Below are 19643 nucleotides of genomic sequence, written 5' to 3' on the forward strand. Positions count from 1 at the left end.
GACACCCCTGTGGGAGCTGGCTTGCCAGCGATGCTAGCGTCGCGGTGTGCCTGAATTACCGCGGCGAATTCATCGCTGGCAAGCCAGCTCCCACAGGGTTTGGCCTTGAATCGACTTAGCGCGGCAGAACCGGCTGGCGTGCCGGCTTCTTGCCCTTGCCACCCTTGGCGGCATCCTTGCGCGCCTTGGCCGCTTCCTGGTTGCGGGCGAAGGCGGCGGCCTTGGCCTGTTCGCGCTTGTCCCACGGGTTGCTGCCGTCGCTGGCGCGCGGCGGCAGGCCGGTGTGCTGGGTCAGGATCTTCTGTTCCTTGGCTACCTTGTGGCTGCCCGCCGGCGTCGAGTTCTTGCGGCGTGCGCTCTGGTAGCTGTCGGTGGCCGGCTGGTGCAGCGGGATCAGCTGGTGCTTGCCCGGCCCGATCAGGTCGGCGCGGCCCATGCGTTCCAGGGCTTCGCGCAGCATCGGCCAGCCCTTTGGATCGTGGTAGCGCAGGAAGGCCTTGTGCAGGCGGCGCTGGGCTTCGCTCTTGACGATGGTCACCGGGTCGCTCTTGTAAGTGACCTTGCGCAGCGGGTTCTTGCCCGAGTGGTACATGGCGGTGGCCGAGGCCATCGGCGACGGGTAGAACGCCTGTACCTGGTCGGCACGGAAGCCGTTGCCCTTGAGCCACAGGGCCAGGTTCATCATGTCTTCGTCGGTGGTGCCCGGGTGGGCGGCGATGAAGTACGGGATCAGGTACTGCTCCTTGCCCGCCTCTTTCGAGTATTTCTCGAACATGCGCTTGAAGCGGTCGTAGCTACCGATGCCCGGCTTCATCATCTGATTCAGCGGGCCTTCTTCGGTATGCTCCGGGGCGATCTTCAGGTAGCCACCGACGTGGTGGGTCACCAGTTCCTTGACGTATTCCGGCGACTCGACCGCCAGGTCATAGCGCAGGCCGGAGGCGATCAGAATCTTTTTCACGCCTGGCAGGGCACGGGCGCTGCGATACAGCTGGATCAACGACGAGTGGTCGGTGTTCAGGTTCGGGCAGATACCGGGGAACACGCACGACGGCTTGCGGCATGCGGATTCGATTTCCGGGGTCTTGCAGGCGATGCGGTACATGTTCGCGGTTGGGCCACCGAGGTCAGAAATGACGCCGGTAAAACCGGGGACCTTGTCGCGAATTTCTTCGATTTCGCGAATGATCGACTCTTCCGAACGGTTCTGGATGATGCGCCCTTCGTGCTCGGTGATCGAGCAGAAGGTGCAGCCGCCGAAGCAGCCGCGCATGATGTTCACCGAGAAACGAATCATGTCGTAGGCCGGGATTTTCTCCTTGCCGTACGCTGGGTGCGGAACACGCGCATAGGGCATGCCGAACACGTAGTCCATTTCCTCGGTGGTCATCGGAATGGGTGGCGGGTTGAACCAGACGTCAATCTCGCCGTGCTTCTGCACCAGGGCACGGGCGTTGCCCGGGTTGGTCTCCAGGTGCAGCACACGGTTGGCGTGGGCATAGAGCACCGGGTCATTGCGCACCTTCTCGAAGGACGGCAGGCGAATCACCGTCTTGTCGCGGGTCATGCGCGGGCTCGCCAGAATCTGCACGACCTTGGCTTCGTTTGGATCCTCAACCGGACCCTTTTCCTGCTCGATGGCGCAGGCCTGGGTGTCCTGGGTGTTCACGTACGGGTTGATGATCTTGTCGACCTTGCCCGGACGGTCAATGCGCGTGGAGTCGACTTCGTACCAGCCTTCAGGCGTGTCCCGACGAATGAACGCCGTACCGCGAATGTCGGTGATCTCTTCGATCTTCTGGCCGTAGGACAGGCGTTGAGCCACTTCGACGATGGCGCGCTCGGCGTTGCCGTACAGGAGGATATCGGCGCAGGCGTCGATCAGGATCGAGTGGCGGACCTTGTCCTGCCAGTAATCGTAATGCGCAATACGGCGCAGCGACGCTTCGATGCCGCCGAGCACGATCGGCACGTGCTTGTAGGCTTCCTTGCAACGCTGGCTGTAGACCAGGCTGGCGCGGTCCGGCCGCTTGCCGGCCAGGCCGCCCGGCGTGTAGGCGTCGTCGGAGCGGATTTTCTTGTCGGCGGTGTAGCGGTTGATCATCGAGTCCATGTTGCCGGCCGCGACGCCGAAGAACAGGTTCGGCTCGCCCAGCTTCATGAAGTCGTCTTTGGACTGCCAGTTCGGCTGTGCAATGATGCCGACGCGAAAGCCCTGGGCTTCGAGCAGACGGCCGATGATGGCCATGCCGAACGACGGATGGTCGACGTAGGCATCACCGGTCACGATGATGATGTCGCAGGAATCCCAGCCGAGCTGATCCATCTCCTCCCTGCTCATTGGCAGGAATGGCGCTGGACCAAAACATTCGGCCCAGTACTTGGGATAGTCAAATAACGGCTTGGCTGCTTGCATGTCGATGACCGGTGTTGGCGTAATGGAAAATCGCGGGCGCGGAATATAGCACAAATTTTGACCAAATCCGACGGCGGTGGTCGGTTTTGACCTGCGCACCCACGATTACCCAACACCGCCGCCTGCCCGGCGGCTGTCAGTCCTCCAGCGGGAACAACCGGGGCGCCAGCTTTCGACTGATATCTCCGCGATAGATATCAATGACTTCGCGATTGTCCTTGGCCTGCTCGAATTGGAACTTACGCCCAAGGTTGCGTTGATCGTACAGTTTCAGGTGTCCCTTGCTGAATTCCTTGCGCGGCGTGTCGGCGGCCGGGTAATGGAAATGCGCCTCCCACAAAACCTTGTTGGTTGTATTGTCCCGTATCCAGTGCTTTTCCAGAAAGTCATCGGGAGCGTCGGTTGCAACCCGCTCACCGATTCTGGCAATCAGCACTTCGTTGGCCTGTTTCAAATAGGCCAGGCTTTCAGCAGTGGGGTACCGGGATTTTTTGTAAAGTTCTATACGGATTTCCTTTCCTCTTTGCCTCAGTGCTTGCGCTCCAGCACGCAGCGCTGTCACTTGCGTCGTTTCGTTGGTGTGTTCGGCCGCGTCCAGATCAATGGCCGCCTCGAGATCATTGGCCAGGTCATCGAGTTTGCGGGCGTGTTGAAGGAGTATGTCCTCCAACTCGACCGGACGGCGCGACCGTGCCATGTAACTTTCAACCCGTTGGACGACTTCGTTTTTTTCAGCCAACAGCCTGGATCCTTCAGCGCTGAGCTGAACAACCGTTCGGGTGGGTGTCGCCGACACAGGCCTGGGCGCTCGCGTCTGAATCTCGACGAACACCCCCTCGTCCCGATGCTCGAGGTAACTGGCAATGACCTTTTTGTTGGTGGGGTCGCGAACATCGACGATCACGCCAGGATCTCCGGGGGCTGCCTCGCGAACATCGCCCACCAGCGCACCATGGTTGCGCGTTTTGATCACGCGTCGTTGCGCGGGTTTGTGAGGAGGCCGCTTTACAGGCGAGGTCCGAGCCCTTGGGGACTTCGCCACCGGTGTTTCGATTTCACGAATCAGCGTCGCCAGATCCTGTTCCGCTCGGGCGCGCAGCTCCCCAAGTTTGGTAATGAACCGGAGAAAGTATTCCGTTCGTAGAAAGGTCTCACGGCCATCTGGAAAGTATCGACACAGTTCTTCGACGCGCTCGCATTGGTCGAGCACGCTTACCAGCACTTCCAGGCGTTCGTCGATACTGTAGCCCTCGGTGGTCTGCAGTTCGACATACGACAGTGCAGCGGTGTGCAGTGCACCATCGGTAAAACGCAGGGTTACGTAAGCGGGGTCGGGCAGCACGAACGTCTCGCTGCGATCGAGACTAAGCTCGGCAAGCATGTCCATATAAGCCACTTCCATATGATGCGGCCCGGTGATGCCGAACTCGTTGCGGAACGCCATTTCTTGGTTATAAATCACATCGCCTTCATGCCCTAGCTGCCGCCCTTCTTCCATGAGCTTTTCCATCTCCAGGCCGGTGGCAATCATCTGCCCCACCAGCTCCTCGGCCGCTTTTGACAGAGTGATGAAGTGCTCATAGTCAAGCAACTGTTGATAGCTCAGCGCTCGCCCCTCTTTCATTTTGATTGCTCTGGCAGACTGCTCCATGGCACTGAAATCCAAGGCGTCGAAAGCGTGTATGCGGATACTTTGCAACCGCCTCACATTGGTCGCGGCAACCTGCAAGGTTTGGATCAACAATGATTTGTAAGGGCCCTGCGGCTCTTTCTCGCCAACGGTTCTGAGTATGGCGGCGCCTTCGTTGGTCCACGCCAACAGGGTTTCGACATCCTTGATGTAGCCGGCGCTTATCTGAGTGACATCGATATTGTCCTCGCGCATCTTGCTCAAAATGGCGACCTTCTTGCGGACTGTCTCCTCAAGCAGTGTGGCCTTCTGTTGCACTTCGCTGTACTGCAGATAGAGCGCTTTGATCTCTTCTGTCCGTTGCGCGCGGAACCGCTCGATGTTTTTTTTCGGGCCGCCACCTCGCAGTCGCAAGCGCAGATCCAATGCCCATCGAGCGCCCGCCTCCGAGCGCAGCCAGGGTCCGAAACGCGCCGGATTGCCCGGATCGACAATGACAACCCCATCCGGTTGAACGCTGACACGGAAAAGATCAGACCCGATCAGCGCATGCCAATGCTGATCGATGGCATACAACCCAGCGTATGCACCTGTAAGCTGCGGAGCCGGCAAGCTCTCCGGGTGGGCTACTTTGAAACTGGCCAAAGATGTTCGCTGCGTGGGCGTCAGACCCTGGTGGGTGCCGAACCAGGAAAAGTCGAGGACGGTGTGACCATCGCCCACAGGCACCGATGGCAATGCAATTGCGCCCTTCGTCACCTGCATGGACGCAATGGCAGGTGCATTGTTCGACGCCCGTGGTTGGGGGCCTGCAATACGAGGGTCGTTGACGCGTTCCAACCGCAGGGGTGCCACGGATGAGTGGTAATACTCACCCGAATGCAGCAACAACGCGCCAGCATTGAGCAGCAGATCAACAACGGCCGCCGACTTCTGCCTTGGGTCATCACTGTTCAACGCACTGAAATCATGCTGCAGACTGGACACCAGTTGAAGCATCCAGCCCGCCACCGCCGCAGGTCCACGCAAGAACGGCAGCAGCGTATTGAACAGCAGCCAGCCACCTTCCTTGAACAAGCCCCAGCGGCTCTCGGCATTGGACACAGACTGTCGATCGGCCAGTTCAATCAAGGCTCGGGCATTGGCGTTGAACAGCGCCTGCAGGTAATCACCGTCGATTATCCGATCGCTCAAGGTCGCCGGTGGCGGCGCCAGCGGCGGCGTCCAGTCATCCAGTACGATGCGATTGATATGCGGCTCTTCAAAGCCATTGTTGTCATAGATAGGGCGAACGTCGTCATCCAGCCAATTCAGAACGCTGCGCTGAAGCTCGCCCGGACGCTTGATGGCCTCGTACAAGGACTGACGCGAAGTGTATTCAGTCAGCGACTGCCTGGCGAACGGGCGATAGAGAATATGCGGGCCCTGGTCGATAGCGCGGGGCCCGATGACAAACATGTTGCCGACCACGTCCGCAGCGGCGCCCGGGCTGTGCACGAAGGCCAACGGCCGGACGACGATGGCGGCTTGACTGCCCTCGAGCTCGGTACCTTCGTTCATCACGGTAGCGATGTAGCGATAGCCGGCCTGGCTGATACCGGCCTCGCCCCTGATTTTGCATTGCAATGCCAGCAACGGCAGTTGTACCCGTAACTGATCGGCGAACAATTTTTGTCGGCTAGAACGCTCGACATCGTCAGTGACTAAGTAGCGTTTGATCAGATCGGGATAAACCTGGCCAATGTTCACCTGGGTAATCAGCGCCTTGAGGTACTGTGGCGTCAGCCAGTCAGGCAGTGTTTGGCCATCAGTGCGGCTAACTGTCATTTCGCCCCTGGGTAATCCCACAAGGTTTTCCAGAGCCATATCGACGAGCGTCATCTGTCGCTGCGCGATAAACCCCCAACCGCCCGGCACACCGACCGGGACCGCGAATGACACTTGAATCTTGTCGACTGCGTAGAGCGGCTCCAGAGCATGGTCCGTGCTGATCTGTGTACTCAACCTCTGTGCTGCGAAGCTACGAATATCGGGAATGCCGTCAAGAAAGGACGCCCCGGCGGATTGCTGTTGAGCGCTGGCGAGCTCGGACAAATGTCGACGATAGGCGAATCGATCGGCTGCACTCGCCTGCTGCAGCCAATCCGGGAGCGCGGCCTGGATTTTTTGCAACAGCTCCGGCACAGGCACGGGTGCTGTAGAGAACCAAGCGACTGGTGAAGTGACATTGGCATACAACTGCTCGAGGTCTGCCTCACCTTGGTCGGTTGGCAACCTGATTGATTGCAGATCAGCCAGCACCCGCTCAAGCATGAGTTCGGCCTGGACACCGAAGACATCATCGTCGGGTTCGTAACACCTCCAACTTGCGGTCTCCACGACATATTCGCGCCCCAGCTGCGCTTCCCAGGCCACCCCAAAGGCATCCATGGATGCAAAGGCTTCAATGCTGCCCGACGGCTTGCACAGCAGAACGGTTTCTCGACCATTGTGAAAGCGGGTGAGCAGTAAATCCGGACTCAAATGGGTGACAGTCCCGAAACTCCCCAGCAATGAGCTTTCCACTACATAGACACGGGTATGGCTCTCTCCGTAAATGCTTGAACGCGCTGTACGGTCGGGGTAGGTGACAACCTCATGGATCGCTGCACGCTCATCGGCATCCAACTCCGGCGTGGTAATACCGGCTGCCCGCAGTGAATCCCTGAGTAAATCGCGCAGCCATTGATTACGAGCCAGCGTACCGTCGGACGTCCCCTTCCAGTAATCGATCAGGGCCTGTTGATAGGCGATGGGCAAGACCTGCGGCAATTCCAGCAGCAAAGACCTGACCCTCTGCATATCCAGATCGAGGCTGTCCGTCGCTTCGAGAATCGGCGTCGAAAGCCGGGAAGCCAGGAAGGGGGCCATCCCCTCCTCGTCGGAGAAATGCAGCGTCGCGTTATTGGCGACAACGTCCATGAAAACATCAATCAACAACCTTGCCGTCCAACCCGAGCGGTCATCAGGCTCAACGAGTTTGACCGTCGACATGTCCAGTGCCAGATCGGGAAAACGTTCCTGCAAGGTGCTGTGAAGTAGCTGGGTAGCGACCGACCGCAATGTTGGCCGAGGGGAAAACTGGTCTCTGACGGCACGCGCCAGCAAATGGGTATACGGGGAAGTATCGGGTGAGCGTTCAGCGTTCGACATTGTTCCTTTCCTTCTGAACAGAGCGTGAAAACGATCGAGGCCCACTGGCCCGGATCGGGTCTATTTGAAAGAAAGGCTAATGCGACGATTCGTACGCCGTGCAATAACGGAGTACCACAAACATCACACCGAATTTGCAAGGCAATCCATATATACCGCAACTGCACTTATGCATCGGGCTTAGATGACTGCTCCATTGAAGATCCCTTGCCCGGCAGGGATCGCCCAATAAGAGCACTCACTATGAATACCTCTGTTTCAACCCGGCAGACGCCGCCTGACACACCTCAAGAACTGCTGATTTCCAGCGATACCTGGTCGGACTATCAGGCACTGGACTTTATCAGGCGACAATTGACCGACCTGTTTGCCGACCTTGAGCCCGCCCAACAACACCGCTACCTCGCACTTGCGCGTGAAGGCCCGCGGCGTCAGAAAATATTGAGCGATACGCTTGGGCAGTTCAGGCATGACTTCGAACACCAACTCCTGCAAGCGCTGTCCAACGCACTGCGAGATAAGGCAAACAAGGCCATCGACCCTCGTCTCACCTATTTGCATACGCGCATGCTGACTCAAACGCGAAGGAGTAAACGCGCCGCTAGTGGCGAGGAAGTCGAAAGCATTCGTTCGCAGACCTTATGGGATGCAGCCCTGCAAAACTTTGCCTTCAACATCGCCCATGGCACCGGCTCGGGCCTGGAGTTCACCCGCGCCAGCTATATCAACTCGGATCCGGACGGGCAAAGAAATACCGACGACGTTCTTGCCGTCCAGGACTTTGTGGACATCGTCCGCGAACTGGATCCAGGGACAAGTCTGCAAACGAAACTGCAATCCGAGCTGCCACAGCTACTGGGCGCAAAGGTCGCCGCCTACCAGCACGCGCTCCTTGAGTTTGCCTTGCTTGAGGCGTATCGCACGACATCCGAGACAGGTATCGACCGACAACAACTGGGGTTGCTCGAACACGCCATCCAGATTCCAGATGCCTTGCATTGGAAACTGCACAGCCTCAAGTTGGGCCGCTCTTTTGCCGACGCCTTGGTGCGCACCAGCGAAGGCATTCCGTTGGTCAGGTTCTTTAGCGACCAACTGCAGACATTGCGCCAGAAACTGTCGCGCCAGTCTCGTGGCAGCGAGAGCGATGCACTGCCATTACCTTTCTTCGTCGTTCAGCGCGCGGCCTGGGTATTCAGCTATTTTCCCGACCGACCGGGCGGTGCCTGGCGCCAGCATCTTTCGTATACCGAGGCCGTCGATTCATTTCGCGATCAGCTGCGCGAGGCTGTTCAAACCCGTGACATGAACTGGCTGACCCGCTGGATGCCATTGGCACACCAGCAACAACTGCTGGCCTTCCTCAAGCCCGAAAACGTTGACCGTGACCAACTCAACTGGCTGGCGAAGCTCCTTTACGATGCCTTTGGCGAGCAAACGCCTCCCGAGCAACTGATCGACGTGAGCGGCGATTTGACCGAACCTGGTGGCCAATCCTTGCTGCAGGCACTGGCACTTGAACAGCAATTGACAATTGCTGGTGACCTCTCTTTGCTGGCAACCACCAATGGCAATGCGGATTTCGAAGCCGTCAAACAAGGGCTGCTGTTTGTGTTCAGCGAGGTGATGGAACTGTTGACCCTGTCCGTCCCCGGAGGCGTGACCGGGCTGAATCGAGCCATGCTGGCCGCCACCTTCGGCTCGTTGGGCTATCAGGCCGTTACCGCCAGCAATACTTTGCTCAACGGACGATCAGCAGATTTCATTCAGGCCGTCGGCGACATTACCGACCTGGTCATCAGCGGTCGCCTGCAAAACGTAGGCGCCCACTTGTCGGCACGGCGCACGCGCACGTTGATCAGCGCACTGGGGCGGCCACGCTGCGTGATTCAGGCCGATGGCTCCACTGCACTGCAGCTGTCAGGTACGGCGGCGCAGCGCCCTGTCGATGTCAGCGCCATGTCGGACGCGCAACTCCTGCAAAATATGCTGCACCCCGACCTGGCCACACTGGATTCGACCGTCTGCGCACGCCTTCTTGCATTGAGTGGGGTGGAGCGCAAGCAGCTCGAAGCCATCTGGCAAGGCAAGGTCCCGCCACCCTGGCAACTCATCTATGTATTGCAGTGGTTTCAGCCACATGCGGGGGATACTCCTGCGACGCAGGCCGCTGTTTCCGAAAGCAGGACACTTCGAGCGCTGTGTGCGCTGGCGGACGCGACCGGCCGCGGATGGGGGAATGACAGCGAGGCACTGTGCTGCAACCTGCTGACATTGCAGGCCGGATGGCCCGATTCACTCGGCATGAAAATTCAAGTCGGTTCGCAGTTCCACATCTATGGGCTCGAAGGCGCCGACACTTTCATAGCACTGAACAGAGTTGGCAGCTTATACACCTCGAGCGGTCAGGCCATACCGTCCATGGAAGGTATGGGCAGCCTGATCAGCGCAACCTGGCACAGCCTCGATGCAAAACAACGCGAAGCCATGGGCTACCCCATCGACGACGCGACGCAACTGGGTGAGCACATCGTCGAGCAGGCACTCCACTATCGCGCCGAATTATCGCAATTACTCCCCGAGCCCAACGGATTGCCATTATCGAGTGCGCGCCTGCAACCGTTTCGCCTGCAGATAGACCTGAGCGAGGTGATGGCCGACGCCCAAGGCATTCACGCCCTGGACGGACGCAAATACGTCGTTATCGACGGCGAAGGTTATCGGGTCATGTATGACCGCGATGCTTCCAGCCCCTGGGGGCCCGTCTGGCGAATCGTGAAGCCACAGGACCCGATTGCGGCCAATGAACAAAACATCTTCGTTGCGGGCATAGGTCTCAACGAACCCATTACGTTGCGTGAAGGTCGATGGGTTACCGCGACACTGCCCGGCGCAGGCGGAATGCCGCGCAAGGAGAGCCGACTGGAGGCGATGAAGCGGGAAAACCTGGAGAAAAAGAACCAGGCCGATCGAGCGCAACAGCAAAAAGACCGGGAGACACGGCAACAACTGAACGAAGTCAGCGGTGAAATGCACGCGCTTGTCGAAGTGATGCAATCTCTCCATCCGAAGCTCGATCATCCGGACCTGGACACTAAGACCGAGGCCCGCGGCAAGCTTGCCGCCACCTACTACAAACTCATGGGATTGGTGACTCGCAAGATAGCGTTACTCCGTGAACAGGACCCGCAACGACATAGAACGGGAATCATCGCGGCGCATGTTTACCGGATCCAGTGCCTGGAAAAGATCATCCTGAGCATGGACCTGGCGTTTACCGATGAAGTTGGCGTTTTCGTTACCGATCCACATCACGGTGATCATGCCCGCTACCGTGAGCAGCGCCGTCGAATACTCAAGCACATGGAAGAGAAGCGGCCTTACCTGAAAAAGCGCGAGGCCTTCATTGAAGAACTGCGCACCCAGTATCCAGGCACCGAGGCCGAAAGCGAGATAACGGCGCTGTACGAAACCTATCCGGCCAAAACCTGGAACCTGGAGGTGGCTGCAGCTCTGTTCCGAATGGAACTGCTGTCGATTGGCGATCCGATGGATTCAAGCCATCCAGTGGTCTTCAAGCCCGAAGCCATCATCCAGATGTTCCAGTTTCACGAAACGTCCGTTGCCTATGACGACCTCGCGTTGGTCCCCGCGCGCCATCATCTGACGGTACTCGATAACCTGCAAAGGCAGCTGGAAGCGGTGCGGATCGCGTTTGAGCAGATGCGCGGCGAATTCTTCAGCGCAGGAGAAAACAGACATCTGGAGGACGTCGTCAAAGGCCTGGGCGCCGTAGAGCAGGATTGCCACCGTCGCCTGGAAGACTTGTACCTGCAATCCACGGATAACGCTGTGCTGGCCAAGGACCTCGACGACATCGAGCTGGATTTTATCCCTGCCCAGCCCGGCCCCAGCCATGCACCTGCTGCCCGCAGGAAACTGATCAGGGTCAAACAGCGGGGCATCGAATCGATCAAGCTGGGCAAGGAACGAGTTGCCGACAATGGCGAGACGTTCATCGATATCATTGATTCGAGCGATACCTCCGCAACCGTTATCCAGTCCTATGCAAAACCCCAAGGTGGCGAGTGGAAAGGCACCAAACCGCTTCCGGCACCGCCTCGCGCCATGCCGACGCTGGCGGCGCTGATAAAAGGTGCACAGACTCTGCTGGACGGGGCCACGCTCGCCCAACAGAAAGCCATGCGTGATGCCCAGGCGAAACTCAACCCGACCAATATCGTGGAGTACCTCGAAACCAGGGCCGAGCAACTGGAAAACACGGCCCGTGAAGTCGAGGCTGCCACCGCAGAGCAATCCTCTGCAGAATCCCGATCACTGATCCAACAGTTGAAAGAGGCCAGCGTACGCCTGAAAAACACCGGGCAACAGACGCTGATCGAGATGTACAAGGACCCCGAGAAACTCGATATCAGCCGCTTGCTCTACCTGATCAGGATGAAGCAAGTCAGCGTCATCAAACTCTTGGACAGAGGTGAGCGCGGTAAAGGGAAGACCAGGCATTTTCTGGACATTTACCTGATCAAGGATGCGCAAGGTGAACGCCGGGATTTATGGCACGCACACTTCCACTACCCCGCCCGCGATACGCCAAGCGAGCAGTTCTCTCTCAAAGGAGGACATCTCAAAACACTGAAGCAGAGCGGCTCCGGAAGTACGGCGCAGGCACGCGATGAACAACAGGGGCGCGCGCACTCGCCGATCTGGCGGGCCGCTTTCGATAGCCGCTCGGCGCGGCTGTTGTTTGCATTGGCATCACCGCCCTGAGCCCAATCGATGCTGGCCGTCCCGGACGGCCAGCCGACTTACTCGTCGTCGTCGAAGTTGTAGCTGCCCGGCGCCAGGTTCTCGAATCGGGTGTATTTGCCGATGAAAGCCAGGCGAATGAAGCCAATGGGGCCGTTCCGCTGCTTGCCGATGATGATTTCGGCGATGCCCTTGTGCTCGGTTTCCGGGTGATACACCTCGTCCCGGTACACGAACATGATCACGTCGGCGTCCTGCTCGATCGCACCCGATTCACGCAAGTCGGAGTTCACCGGGCGCTTGTTCGGGCGTTGTTCCAGAGAACGGTTGAGCTGCGACAGGGCGACCACCGGGCAATTGAACTCTTTGGCCAGAGCCTTGAGGGACCGGGAAATTTCGGAAATCTCGTTGGTCCGGTTGTCGCCGCTCGAACCCGGGATCTGCATCAACTGCAGGTAATCGATCATGATCAGGCCGATTTCACCGTGCTCACGGACCAGACGCCGGGTCCGTGCGCGCATCTCCGACGGGCTGATGCCGGCGGTATCGTCGATGAACAGCTTGCGGTCGTTGAGCAGGTTGACCGCCGAGGTCAGGCGCGGCCAATCGTCATCGTCCAGACGACCGGAACGGACCTTGGTCTGGTCGATGCGGCCCAGCGAAGACAGCATACGCATGACCAGCGAATCACCTGGCATCTCGAGGGAGTACACCAGTACGGCCTTCTCGCTGCGCAGTACCGCGTTCTCCACCAGGTTCATGGCGAAGGTGGTCTTACCCATCGACGGACGGCCGGCGACGATGATCAGGTCCGCTGGCTGCAGGCCGCTGGTCTTCTCGTCCAGGTCGGTGTAGCCGGTGGAGAGGCCGGTAATGGCGTTGTCAGTGTTGAACAGGGTATCGATGCGGTCGATGGCCTTGGTCAGCAGGTCGTTCACGCTCACCGGGCCGCCGGTTTTCGGCCGGGCCTCGGCGATCTGGAAGATCTGCCGTTCGGCTTCGTCGAGGATCTCTGCAGCGTTGCGCCCTTGCGGGTTGAAGGCGCTGTCGGCGATCTCGTTGCTGATGCTGATCAACTGGCGCAGGGTCGCCCGCTCGCGAACGATCTGGGCATAGGCCTTGATGTTGGCGACCGACGGGGTGTTCTTGGCCAGCTCGCCGAGGTAGCCAAGACCGCCGACCTGGGAGCTTTGCCCTTCCTTGTCCAGCTGCTCGTGCAGCGTCACCACGTCGAACGGGGTGTTCTGGTCCGCGAGCTTGGCAATGGCGCGGAAAATCAGGCGGTGGTCATGCCGGTAGAAATCGCCGTCGGACACTTGATCGAGCACGCGCTCCCAGGCGTTGTTGTCCAGCATCAAGCCACCGAGCACAGCCTGTTCGGCCTCGATGGAATGCGGCGGCACCTTGAGGGCAGCGGTTTGCAGATCGTATTGCTCGGGTGCGGAGATTTCGTTCATGGCCACTTGGAATCAGGGGGTTTTAAAACAGAAACTACAGAAAGACAAAGGGCACGACCTGCAAAACAGGATCGTGCCCGATGTTAACCGGCTGGCACCCAGGGTGCCAGCCGATTGGTACTGCTTAAGCAGCCACCACGACAACGCGTACGGTTGCTTCGACTTCAGCGTGCAGGTGCACAGCTACGTCGAATTCGCCTACGTTGCGGATAGTGCCGTTCGGCAGACGAACTTCGCTTTTTGCAACTTCAACGCCAGAGGCGGTCAGTGCATCAGCGATGTCGTGGGTGCCGATCGAACCGAACAGCTTGCCTTCGTCACCAGCGGTGGCAGTGATGGTCACTTCCAGCTCAGCCAGTTGGGCAGCGCGAGTTTCGGCAGAAGCTTTCTTGTCTGCTGCGATTTTTTCCAGCTCGGCACGACGCTCTTCGAACGCAGCCAGGTTGGCAGCGGTCGCGGCGGTAGCTTTACCGTACGGCAGCAGGTAGTTACGACCGTAGCCGGCCTTAACGTTTACTTTGTCGCCCAGGTTGCCCAGGTTGGCGACTTTTTCCAGAAGGATCAGTTGCATGTGAAAAATCCTCTAACTTTTAACCTTCACCGTTCGCAGAACCATTGTCGGCGCCGTTCTTTGGCGCCATCCGGCCGCGAAAATCAATCAGGCTGTCGACAATGGCCAACACCACGAGCAACGGATAGATCAGCTGCATGAACAACAGCAGCGTCACGTACAACCCCACCAGCCAAAACCTGGCCAGACGCTTTTCAGCCACCAGCCCGTGAATCAGGGCCAGCCCGGCGAACACCAGCGGTACGCTGCACAACGGCGTCAACATGGCCAACTGCGGCCCGAAATTGGGCGCAACCAGCATGCACGCCAGCAGCAACATCGCCGGCCCCGTCGTGATTCTGATACTGCGAAACTCGCGACCAAAACCACCAGGGTTATACAACAACGCCTGCCAGTAGCGCCCCAACATCAGGGCCAGCAAGCTGACGGCTTGCAACAACGCGGCTATCAGGCCGTTGAGCACCGGTGCAATCAGGTCTCCCAGGCGCGCTCGCTCATCTACCGACATCTGTTGGTAGAGCCCGTCGAGCATCTGTGGCAACAGCTTCTGCAGCTCCTGCGACATCGCCTCGATGGGTTCGCGGAACACCGCACCCAGTACCACGCCATACACCAGGCCCAGCACTACGCTGACCAGCAGCACACGGTTCCAGGACTGGCCGGAGCGTAACAACGCCGCCAACCCCAGCGACCCCAGCAACACCATCAAGGTGCGCGGTTCGCCGAAAAACCACCAGACCAACGCTGGCAGCAAAGCCCAGGCGAGGACACCAAAGGCGTCACTCATACCGCGCCGCAGGAACACAAGGCACCCCGCAGCAGCACTCAACCAGAACAACAGCGGCATCGCCGCACATCCAACCACTACTAGAGTGGCCTGCACGCGACCGCGCATGATGAAATCAGCCAAGGCGCGCATGCATTCTATCCTTTGCTACTTGTCGACGACCCGGTCTCAGCGGCCGTGGCTGTCGGTGTAGGCCAGCAGGGCCAGGAAGCGGGCGCGCTTGATAGCGGTAGCCAGCTGACGCTGATAACGAGCTTTGGTACCGGTGATACGGCTTGGAACGATTTTGCCGGTTTCGGATACGTAAGCTTTCAGGGTGTTGAGATCTTTGTAATCGATCTCTTTCACGTCTTCAGCGGTGAAGCGGCAGAATTTACGACGACGGAAGAAACGTGCCATGTAATAGGCTCCTCAAAAGGTCCGTGGATTACTCGTCAGCGTTATCGCTGTTGTCGCTGTCATCACTTTCAACGCCTTCAGCGTCGGAGTGCTCAGGACGGTCGCGACGCTCACGGCGCTCACTGCGGTTTTCTTCAGCCTTGAGCATCTCGGACTGGCCGGTAACGGCTTCGTCGCGACGGATGACCAGGTTACGGATCACGGCATCGTTGTAACGGAAGTTGTCTTCCAGCTCAGCCAGGGCCTTGCCAGTGCACTCAACGTTCAGCATCACGTAGTGAGCCTTGTGAACATTGTTGATTGCGTAGGCCAGTTGACGACGGCCCCAGTCTTCCAGACGGTGGATTTTGCCGCCGTCTTCTTCGATCAGCTTGGTGTAACGCTCAACCATGCCGCCGACTTGCTCGCTCTGGTCAGGGTGGACCAGAAAGATGATTTCGTAATGACGCATGAATGCTCCTTACGGGTTGTAGCCTGCCGCCAAAAGCGGTCAGACAAGGAGTGAATGACACTTGTGTGTCTTGCCAGAGATAGGCCCCCCGAAATAGACATAGGGGCGCCCGCCATGATGGCAAGGGGCGCAATTGTAGAGAAGCGCCACAAGACTGGCAAGGTAATTGGTGATTATTTGAACAGCCTCGGGTGGGCTGTGCGGGCCTCATCGCTGGCAAGCCAGCTCCCACAGGGATTTCCTGTGATCACAAATGCAATGCCAGACAATAATTCTGTGGGAGCTGGCTTGCCAGCGATGCGGTGCAGCTGACACACCGCTCCCCCACAGATCGGATCAGGATTTCTTCAATGCCTTGGCTTTACGCTGCCGCACCGCCTCGAACAGGCACACGCCCGTCGCGACCGACACGTTCAGGCTGCTGACGCTCCCCGCCATCGGCAGGCGCACCAGGTAATCGCAATGCTCACGCGTCAGGCGACGCATGCCCTTGCCTTCGGCGCCCATGACCAGAATGGTCGGCCCGGTCATGTCCTGCTCGTACAACTCCTGCTCGGCCTCGCCAGCCGTGCCGACGACCCACAGCCCGCGCTGCTGAAGCTTTTCCAGCGTGCGCGCAAGGTTGGTCACGGCCACCAGCGGAATCACTTCGGCAGCGCCGCAGGCCACTTTACGCACAGCCGGAGTCAAGGTTGCCGACTTGTCCTTGGGCACCACCACCGCCAACGCACCGGCCGCATCGGCGGTGCGCAGGCACGCGCCCAGGTTGTGCGGATCGGTGACGCCATCGAGCACCAGAATCAGCGGCGCACCTTCGGTGCGGTCCAGCAGCTCCTCGAGCATCGCTTCGCCCCAGACCTGGCTCGGACTGACTTCGGCAACCACGCCCTGGTGCACGCCTTCTACCCAGGCATCCATCTCGCGACGCTCGGCCTGGCCGACCGAAACACGGTTCTGCCCGGCCAGCTCAACGATGACCTGCACACGCGGGTCGCTACGACCTTCCGACAACCAGATCTGCTTGACCCGCTTGGGGTGATGGCGCAACAGGGCTTCTACGGCGTGCACGCCGTAGATCTTTTCCAACTGACTCATGACTTGGCCTTGGGTTTACGCGCCGCGCCCGCCTTGGGCGGGCCTTTACGGTGTTTGCTCGGCTTGGCGGGCTTGCCTGCCGAGGCCTTGCTGGTCTTGCTGGTCTTGCCGCCAGCAGCGTGACTGCCCTTGGCTTCGGCCAGCAGCGCTTTTTTCATTTCGCGGCTTTTGCGCACTTCGGCGTTTTTTGCCGCCGCATCGGACGAGCGATAGGCTTCGACCGGTGCTGGGTCCTTGCTGCGTCGACCTGGCTTGGCAGCTGCTGCCGGTGCCTTTTCTGACGGCGCCTTTTCGAAAGGCGCACCGGCTTGACGATGCTTGCGACCGATCGGTGCGCTAAGGGTTTTCTCGGCCATCTCGAAATCGATCTTGCGCTCGTCGAGATCGACGCGCATGACCTTCACTTCCACGGTATCGCCCAGGCGGAACGTGCGACCGGTGCGCTCGCCCGACAGGCGGTGATGCACGGGGTCGAAGTGGTAGTAGTCACCCGGTAGCGCGGTGACGTGCACCAGGCCTTCCACATAAATGTCGGTTAGCTCGACGAACAGACCGAAGCCGGTCACTGCCGTGATCACGCCAGGGAAGCTTTCGCCGACGCGATCCTTCATGAACTCGCACTTGAGCCAGTTGACCACGTCGCGGGTCGCTTCGTCGGCGCGGCGTTCGCTCATCGAGCACTGCTCGCCCAACTGCTCCAGGCTGTTTTCGTCGTACGGGTAGATACGCGCCTTCGGAATCGTCATCGCACCGGCGCGTTTGACATGCGGCGTGTCCATTTTGGAATGGATGACGCTGCGGATCGCCCGATGGGTGAGCAGGTCCGGGTAACGACGGATCGGCGAGGTGAAGTGAGTATAGGCTTCGTAGTTCAGGCCGAAGTGGCCATGGTTGTCCGAGCTGTACACCGCCTGGCTCAAGGAGCGCAGCATCACGGTCTGGATCAGGTGGAAGTCCGGGCGATCCTTGATGGATTCGAGCAGCGCCTGGTAGTCCTTCGGCGACGGCCCTTCCTTGCCCTTGTGCAGGGACAAGCCCAGCTCGCCCAAGAAGGCGCGCAGTTTTTCCAGGCGCTCCGGCGGCGGACCATCATGCACCCGGTACAAAGCCGGAATTTCATGCTTCTTGAGGAATTCGGCGGTGGCCACGTTGGCCGCCAGCATGCATTCTTCGATCAGCTTGTGCGCATCGTTGCGGGTGGTCGGGGTGATTTCGGCGATCTTGCGCTCGGAACCGAAGATGATCCGGGTTTCCTGGGTTTCGAAATCGATCGCGCCACGCACATGACGGGCACCGAGCAACACCTTGTACAAGGCATAGAGCTGCTTGAGGTGCGGCACCACCTCTTCATATTCGCCGCGCAGCTTCTTCGCTTCGCTGGTACGCGAATGCTCGAGCATGGTGCTGACCTTGTTGTAGGTCAGGCGCGCCTTGGAGTGGATCACCGCTTCATAGAACTGGTAATCGGTCATCGCGCCGGTCTTGGAAATGGTCATTTCACAGACCATGGCCAGGCGATCGACGAGCGGGTTCAGCGAGCACAGGCCGTTGGACAGCTGCTCGGGCAACATTGGCACCACGCGCTCGGGGAAATACACCGAGTTGCCACGCACCTGGGCTTCAGCATCGAGCGCGGAGCCGAGTTTCACGTAGCTGGAGACGTCGGCGATGGCCACGTACAGCTTCCAGCCGCCGGAGAACAGGCGCAGCTTGCCGCCCTTGGCTTCGCAGTAGACCGCATCGTCGAAGTCGCGAGCGTCTTCGCCGTCGATGGTCACGAAAGGCAGGTGGCGCAGGTCGATGCGCTTTTCCTTGTCCTTCTCTTCGACTTCCGGCTTGAGCTTGGCCGCTTCCTTGAGCACGGCCTCTGGCCACACATGGGGAATGTCATAGGTGCGCAGGGCGACGTCGATTTCCATGCCTGGCGCCATGTAGTTGCCGACGACTTCGACAATGTCACCTTGTGGCTGGAAGCGCGGGGTTGGCCAGTGGGTGATCTTCACCTCGACGAACTGACCGATCTTGGCCCCACCATTGCGCCCCGGAGTGACCAGCACTTCCTGCTGGACCTTGGGGTTGTCCGGGGTCACAAAGCCAATGCCGCCTTCTTCGAAGTAACGGCCAACGATGGATTCATGGGCGCGGGAAATGACTTCGACGATCATCCCTTCGCGACGACCGCGACGATCCAGGCCGGAGACCCGGGCCAGGGCGCGGTCGCCATCGAACACAAGGCGCATCTGCCCCGGGCTCAGGAACAGATCGTCGCTGCCGTCGTCCGGAATCAGGAAGCCGAAACCGTCGCGGTGACCGCTGATGCGGCCCAGGATCAGGTCGAGCTTGTCGACCGGGGCATAAGTGCCACGGCGCGTGTAAATCAATTGACCGTCGCGCTCCATGGCGCGCAGGCGGCGGCGCAGGGCTTCGAGCTGGTCTTCCGTGGTCAGACCGAACTCTTCTACCAACTGCTCGCGGCTAGCGGGCGAACCTCGATCGGCGAGATGCGCCAGGATCAGTTCGCGGCTAGGAATAGGGTTTTCGTATTTTTCCGCTTCACGAGCGGCCTCGGGATCGAGGGACTGCCAATCGGCCATTAGAGAGAGTTCACCTTGTCTATATGCGCGTTAGTTTGGCATACACGTCTTGAAACGGGAAATTTCCGGCTCCACCACGCGCTGCCAACCCCACCCTGGCGCCAGGAATAAGGCCTAGGGATCAACGACTTGGATTTTTTAAAAATTTTTCCAGACAGGGCTTTACAGAGCAAAGCCCCGTCCGTATAGTGCGCCCCACAACGACGGCGACGTTGTTGTAGTTGAGAAGCGGCACGATGTGAAGCATCATGTAGCCTCGACGATTTGCCCAGATGGTGAAATTG

General features: G+C 59.2%; 10 protein-coding genes. 1 reads left to right on the top strand and 9 read right to left on the bottom strand.

Annotation, left to right across the window (positions count from 1 at the left end):
* Positions 1-115: 115 nt before the first annotated feature.
* Positions 116-2416: a YgiQ family radical SAM protein gene (locus F2S13_RS00290; RefSeq protein WP_166357844.1), complete on the bottom strand. Its 2301-nt coding sequence runs from the start codon at positions 2414-2416 to the stop codon at positions 116-118.
* A gap of 136 nt (positions 2417-2552) precedes the next feature.
* Complete coding sequence (locus F2S13_RS00295) at positions 2553-7238, bottom strand: dermonecrotic toxin domain-containing protein (protein ID WP_166357846.1); 4686 nt, start codon at positions 7236-7238, stop codon at positions 2553-2555.
* Positions 7239-7481: 243 nt separating this feature from the next.
* Here F2S13_RS00295 and F2S13_RS00300 point away from each other — a divergent pair, with 243 nt between their 5' ends.
* Positions 7482-12026 carry a dermonecrotic toxin domain-containing protein gene (locus F2S13_RS00300; RefSeq protein ID WP_218583753.1) on the top strand — a complete coding sequence of 1515 codons (4545 nt, stop codon included), beginning with the start codon at positions 7482-7484 and terminating at the stop codon, positions 12024-12026.
* A gap of 38 nt (positions 12027-12064) precedes the next feature.
* Here the strand turns inward: F2S13_RS00300 and dnaB are convergent, their stop codons facing one another.
* The 7 genes from dnaB to rnr all read right to left on the bottom strand — a co-directional run bounded on the left by dnaB (position 12065) and on the right by rnr (position 19359).
* Complete coding sequence (dnaB, locus tag F2S13_RS00305) at positions 12065-13462, bottom strand: replicative DNA helicase (protein ID WP_166357850.1); 1398 nt, start codon at positions 13460-13462, stop codon at positions 12065-12067.
* Positions 13463-13586: 124 nt separating this feature from the next.
* A complete protein-coding gene (rplI, locus tag F2S13_RS00310; protein WP_166357852.1) occupies positions 13587-14033 on the bottom strand; it encodes a 50S ribosomal protein L9 in 447 nt (148 codons plus the stop codon).
* Between the two features lie 19 nt (positions 14034-14052).
* Positions 14053-14952 (bottom strand): YybS family protein, encoded by a 900-nt coding sequence (locus F2S13_RS00315; RefSeq protein ID WP_166357854.1) that lies wholly within the window; start codon positions 14950-14952, stop codon positions 14053-14055.
* A 36-nt stretch (positions 14953-14988) separates the two neighbouring features.
* Positions 14989-15219 (bottom strand): 30S ribosomal protein S18, encoded by a 231-nt coding sequence (gene rpsR, locus F2S13_RS00320; RefSeq protein ID WP_002551829.1) that lies wholly within the window; start codon positions 15217-15219, stop codon positions 14989-14991.
* A 28-nt stretch (positions 15220-15247) separates the two neighbouring features.
* The gene (gene rpsF, locus F2S13_RS00325; protein WP_166357856.1) at positions 15248-15670 is read right to left on the bottom strand and encodes a 30S ribosomal protein S6; all 423 of its coding nucleotides are present in this window, start codon (positions 15668-15670) and stop codon (positions 15248-15250) included.
* 336 nt (positions 15671-16006) lie between these two features.
* Entirely contained in the window at positions 16007-16765 is a 759-nt protein-coding gene (gene rlmB / locus F2S13_RS00330; protein WP_166357858.1) for a 23S rRNA (guanosine(2251)-2'-O)-methyltransferase RlmB, read from the bottom strand.
* A complete protein-coding gene (gene rnr / locus F2S13_RS00335; protein WP_166357860.1) occupies positions 16762-19359 on the bottom strand; it encodes a ribonuclease R in 2598 nt (865 codons plus the stop codon). The genes rlmB and rnr overlap by 4 nt, the downstream gene beginning before the upstream one ends.
* Positions 19360-19643 lie beyond the last annotated feature (284 nt).

The organism is Pseudomonas akapageensis (assembly GCF_011355085.1).
Classification (GTDB): Bacteria; Pseudomonadota; Gammaproteobacteria; order Pseudomonadales; family Pseudomonadaceae; genus Aquipseudomonas; species Aquipseudomonas akapageensis.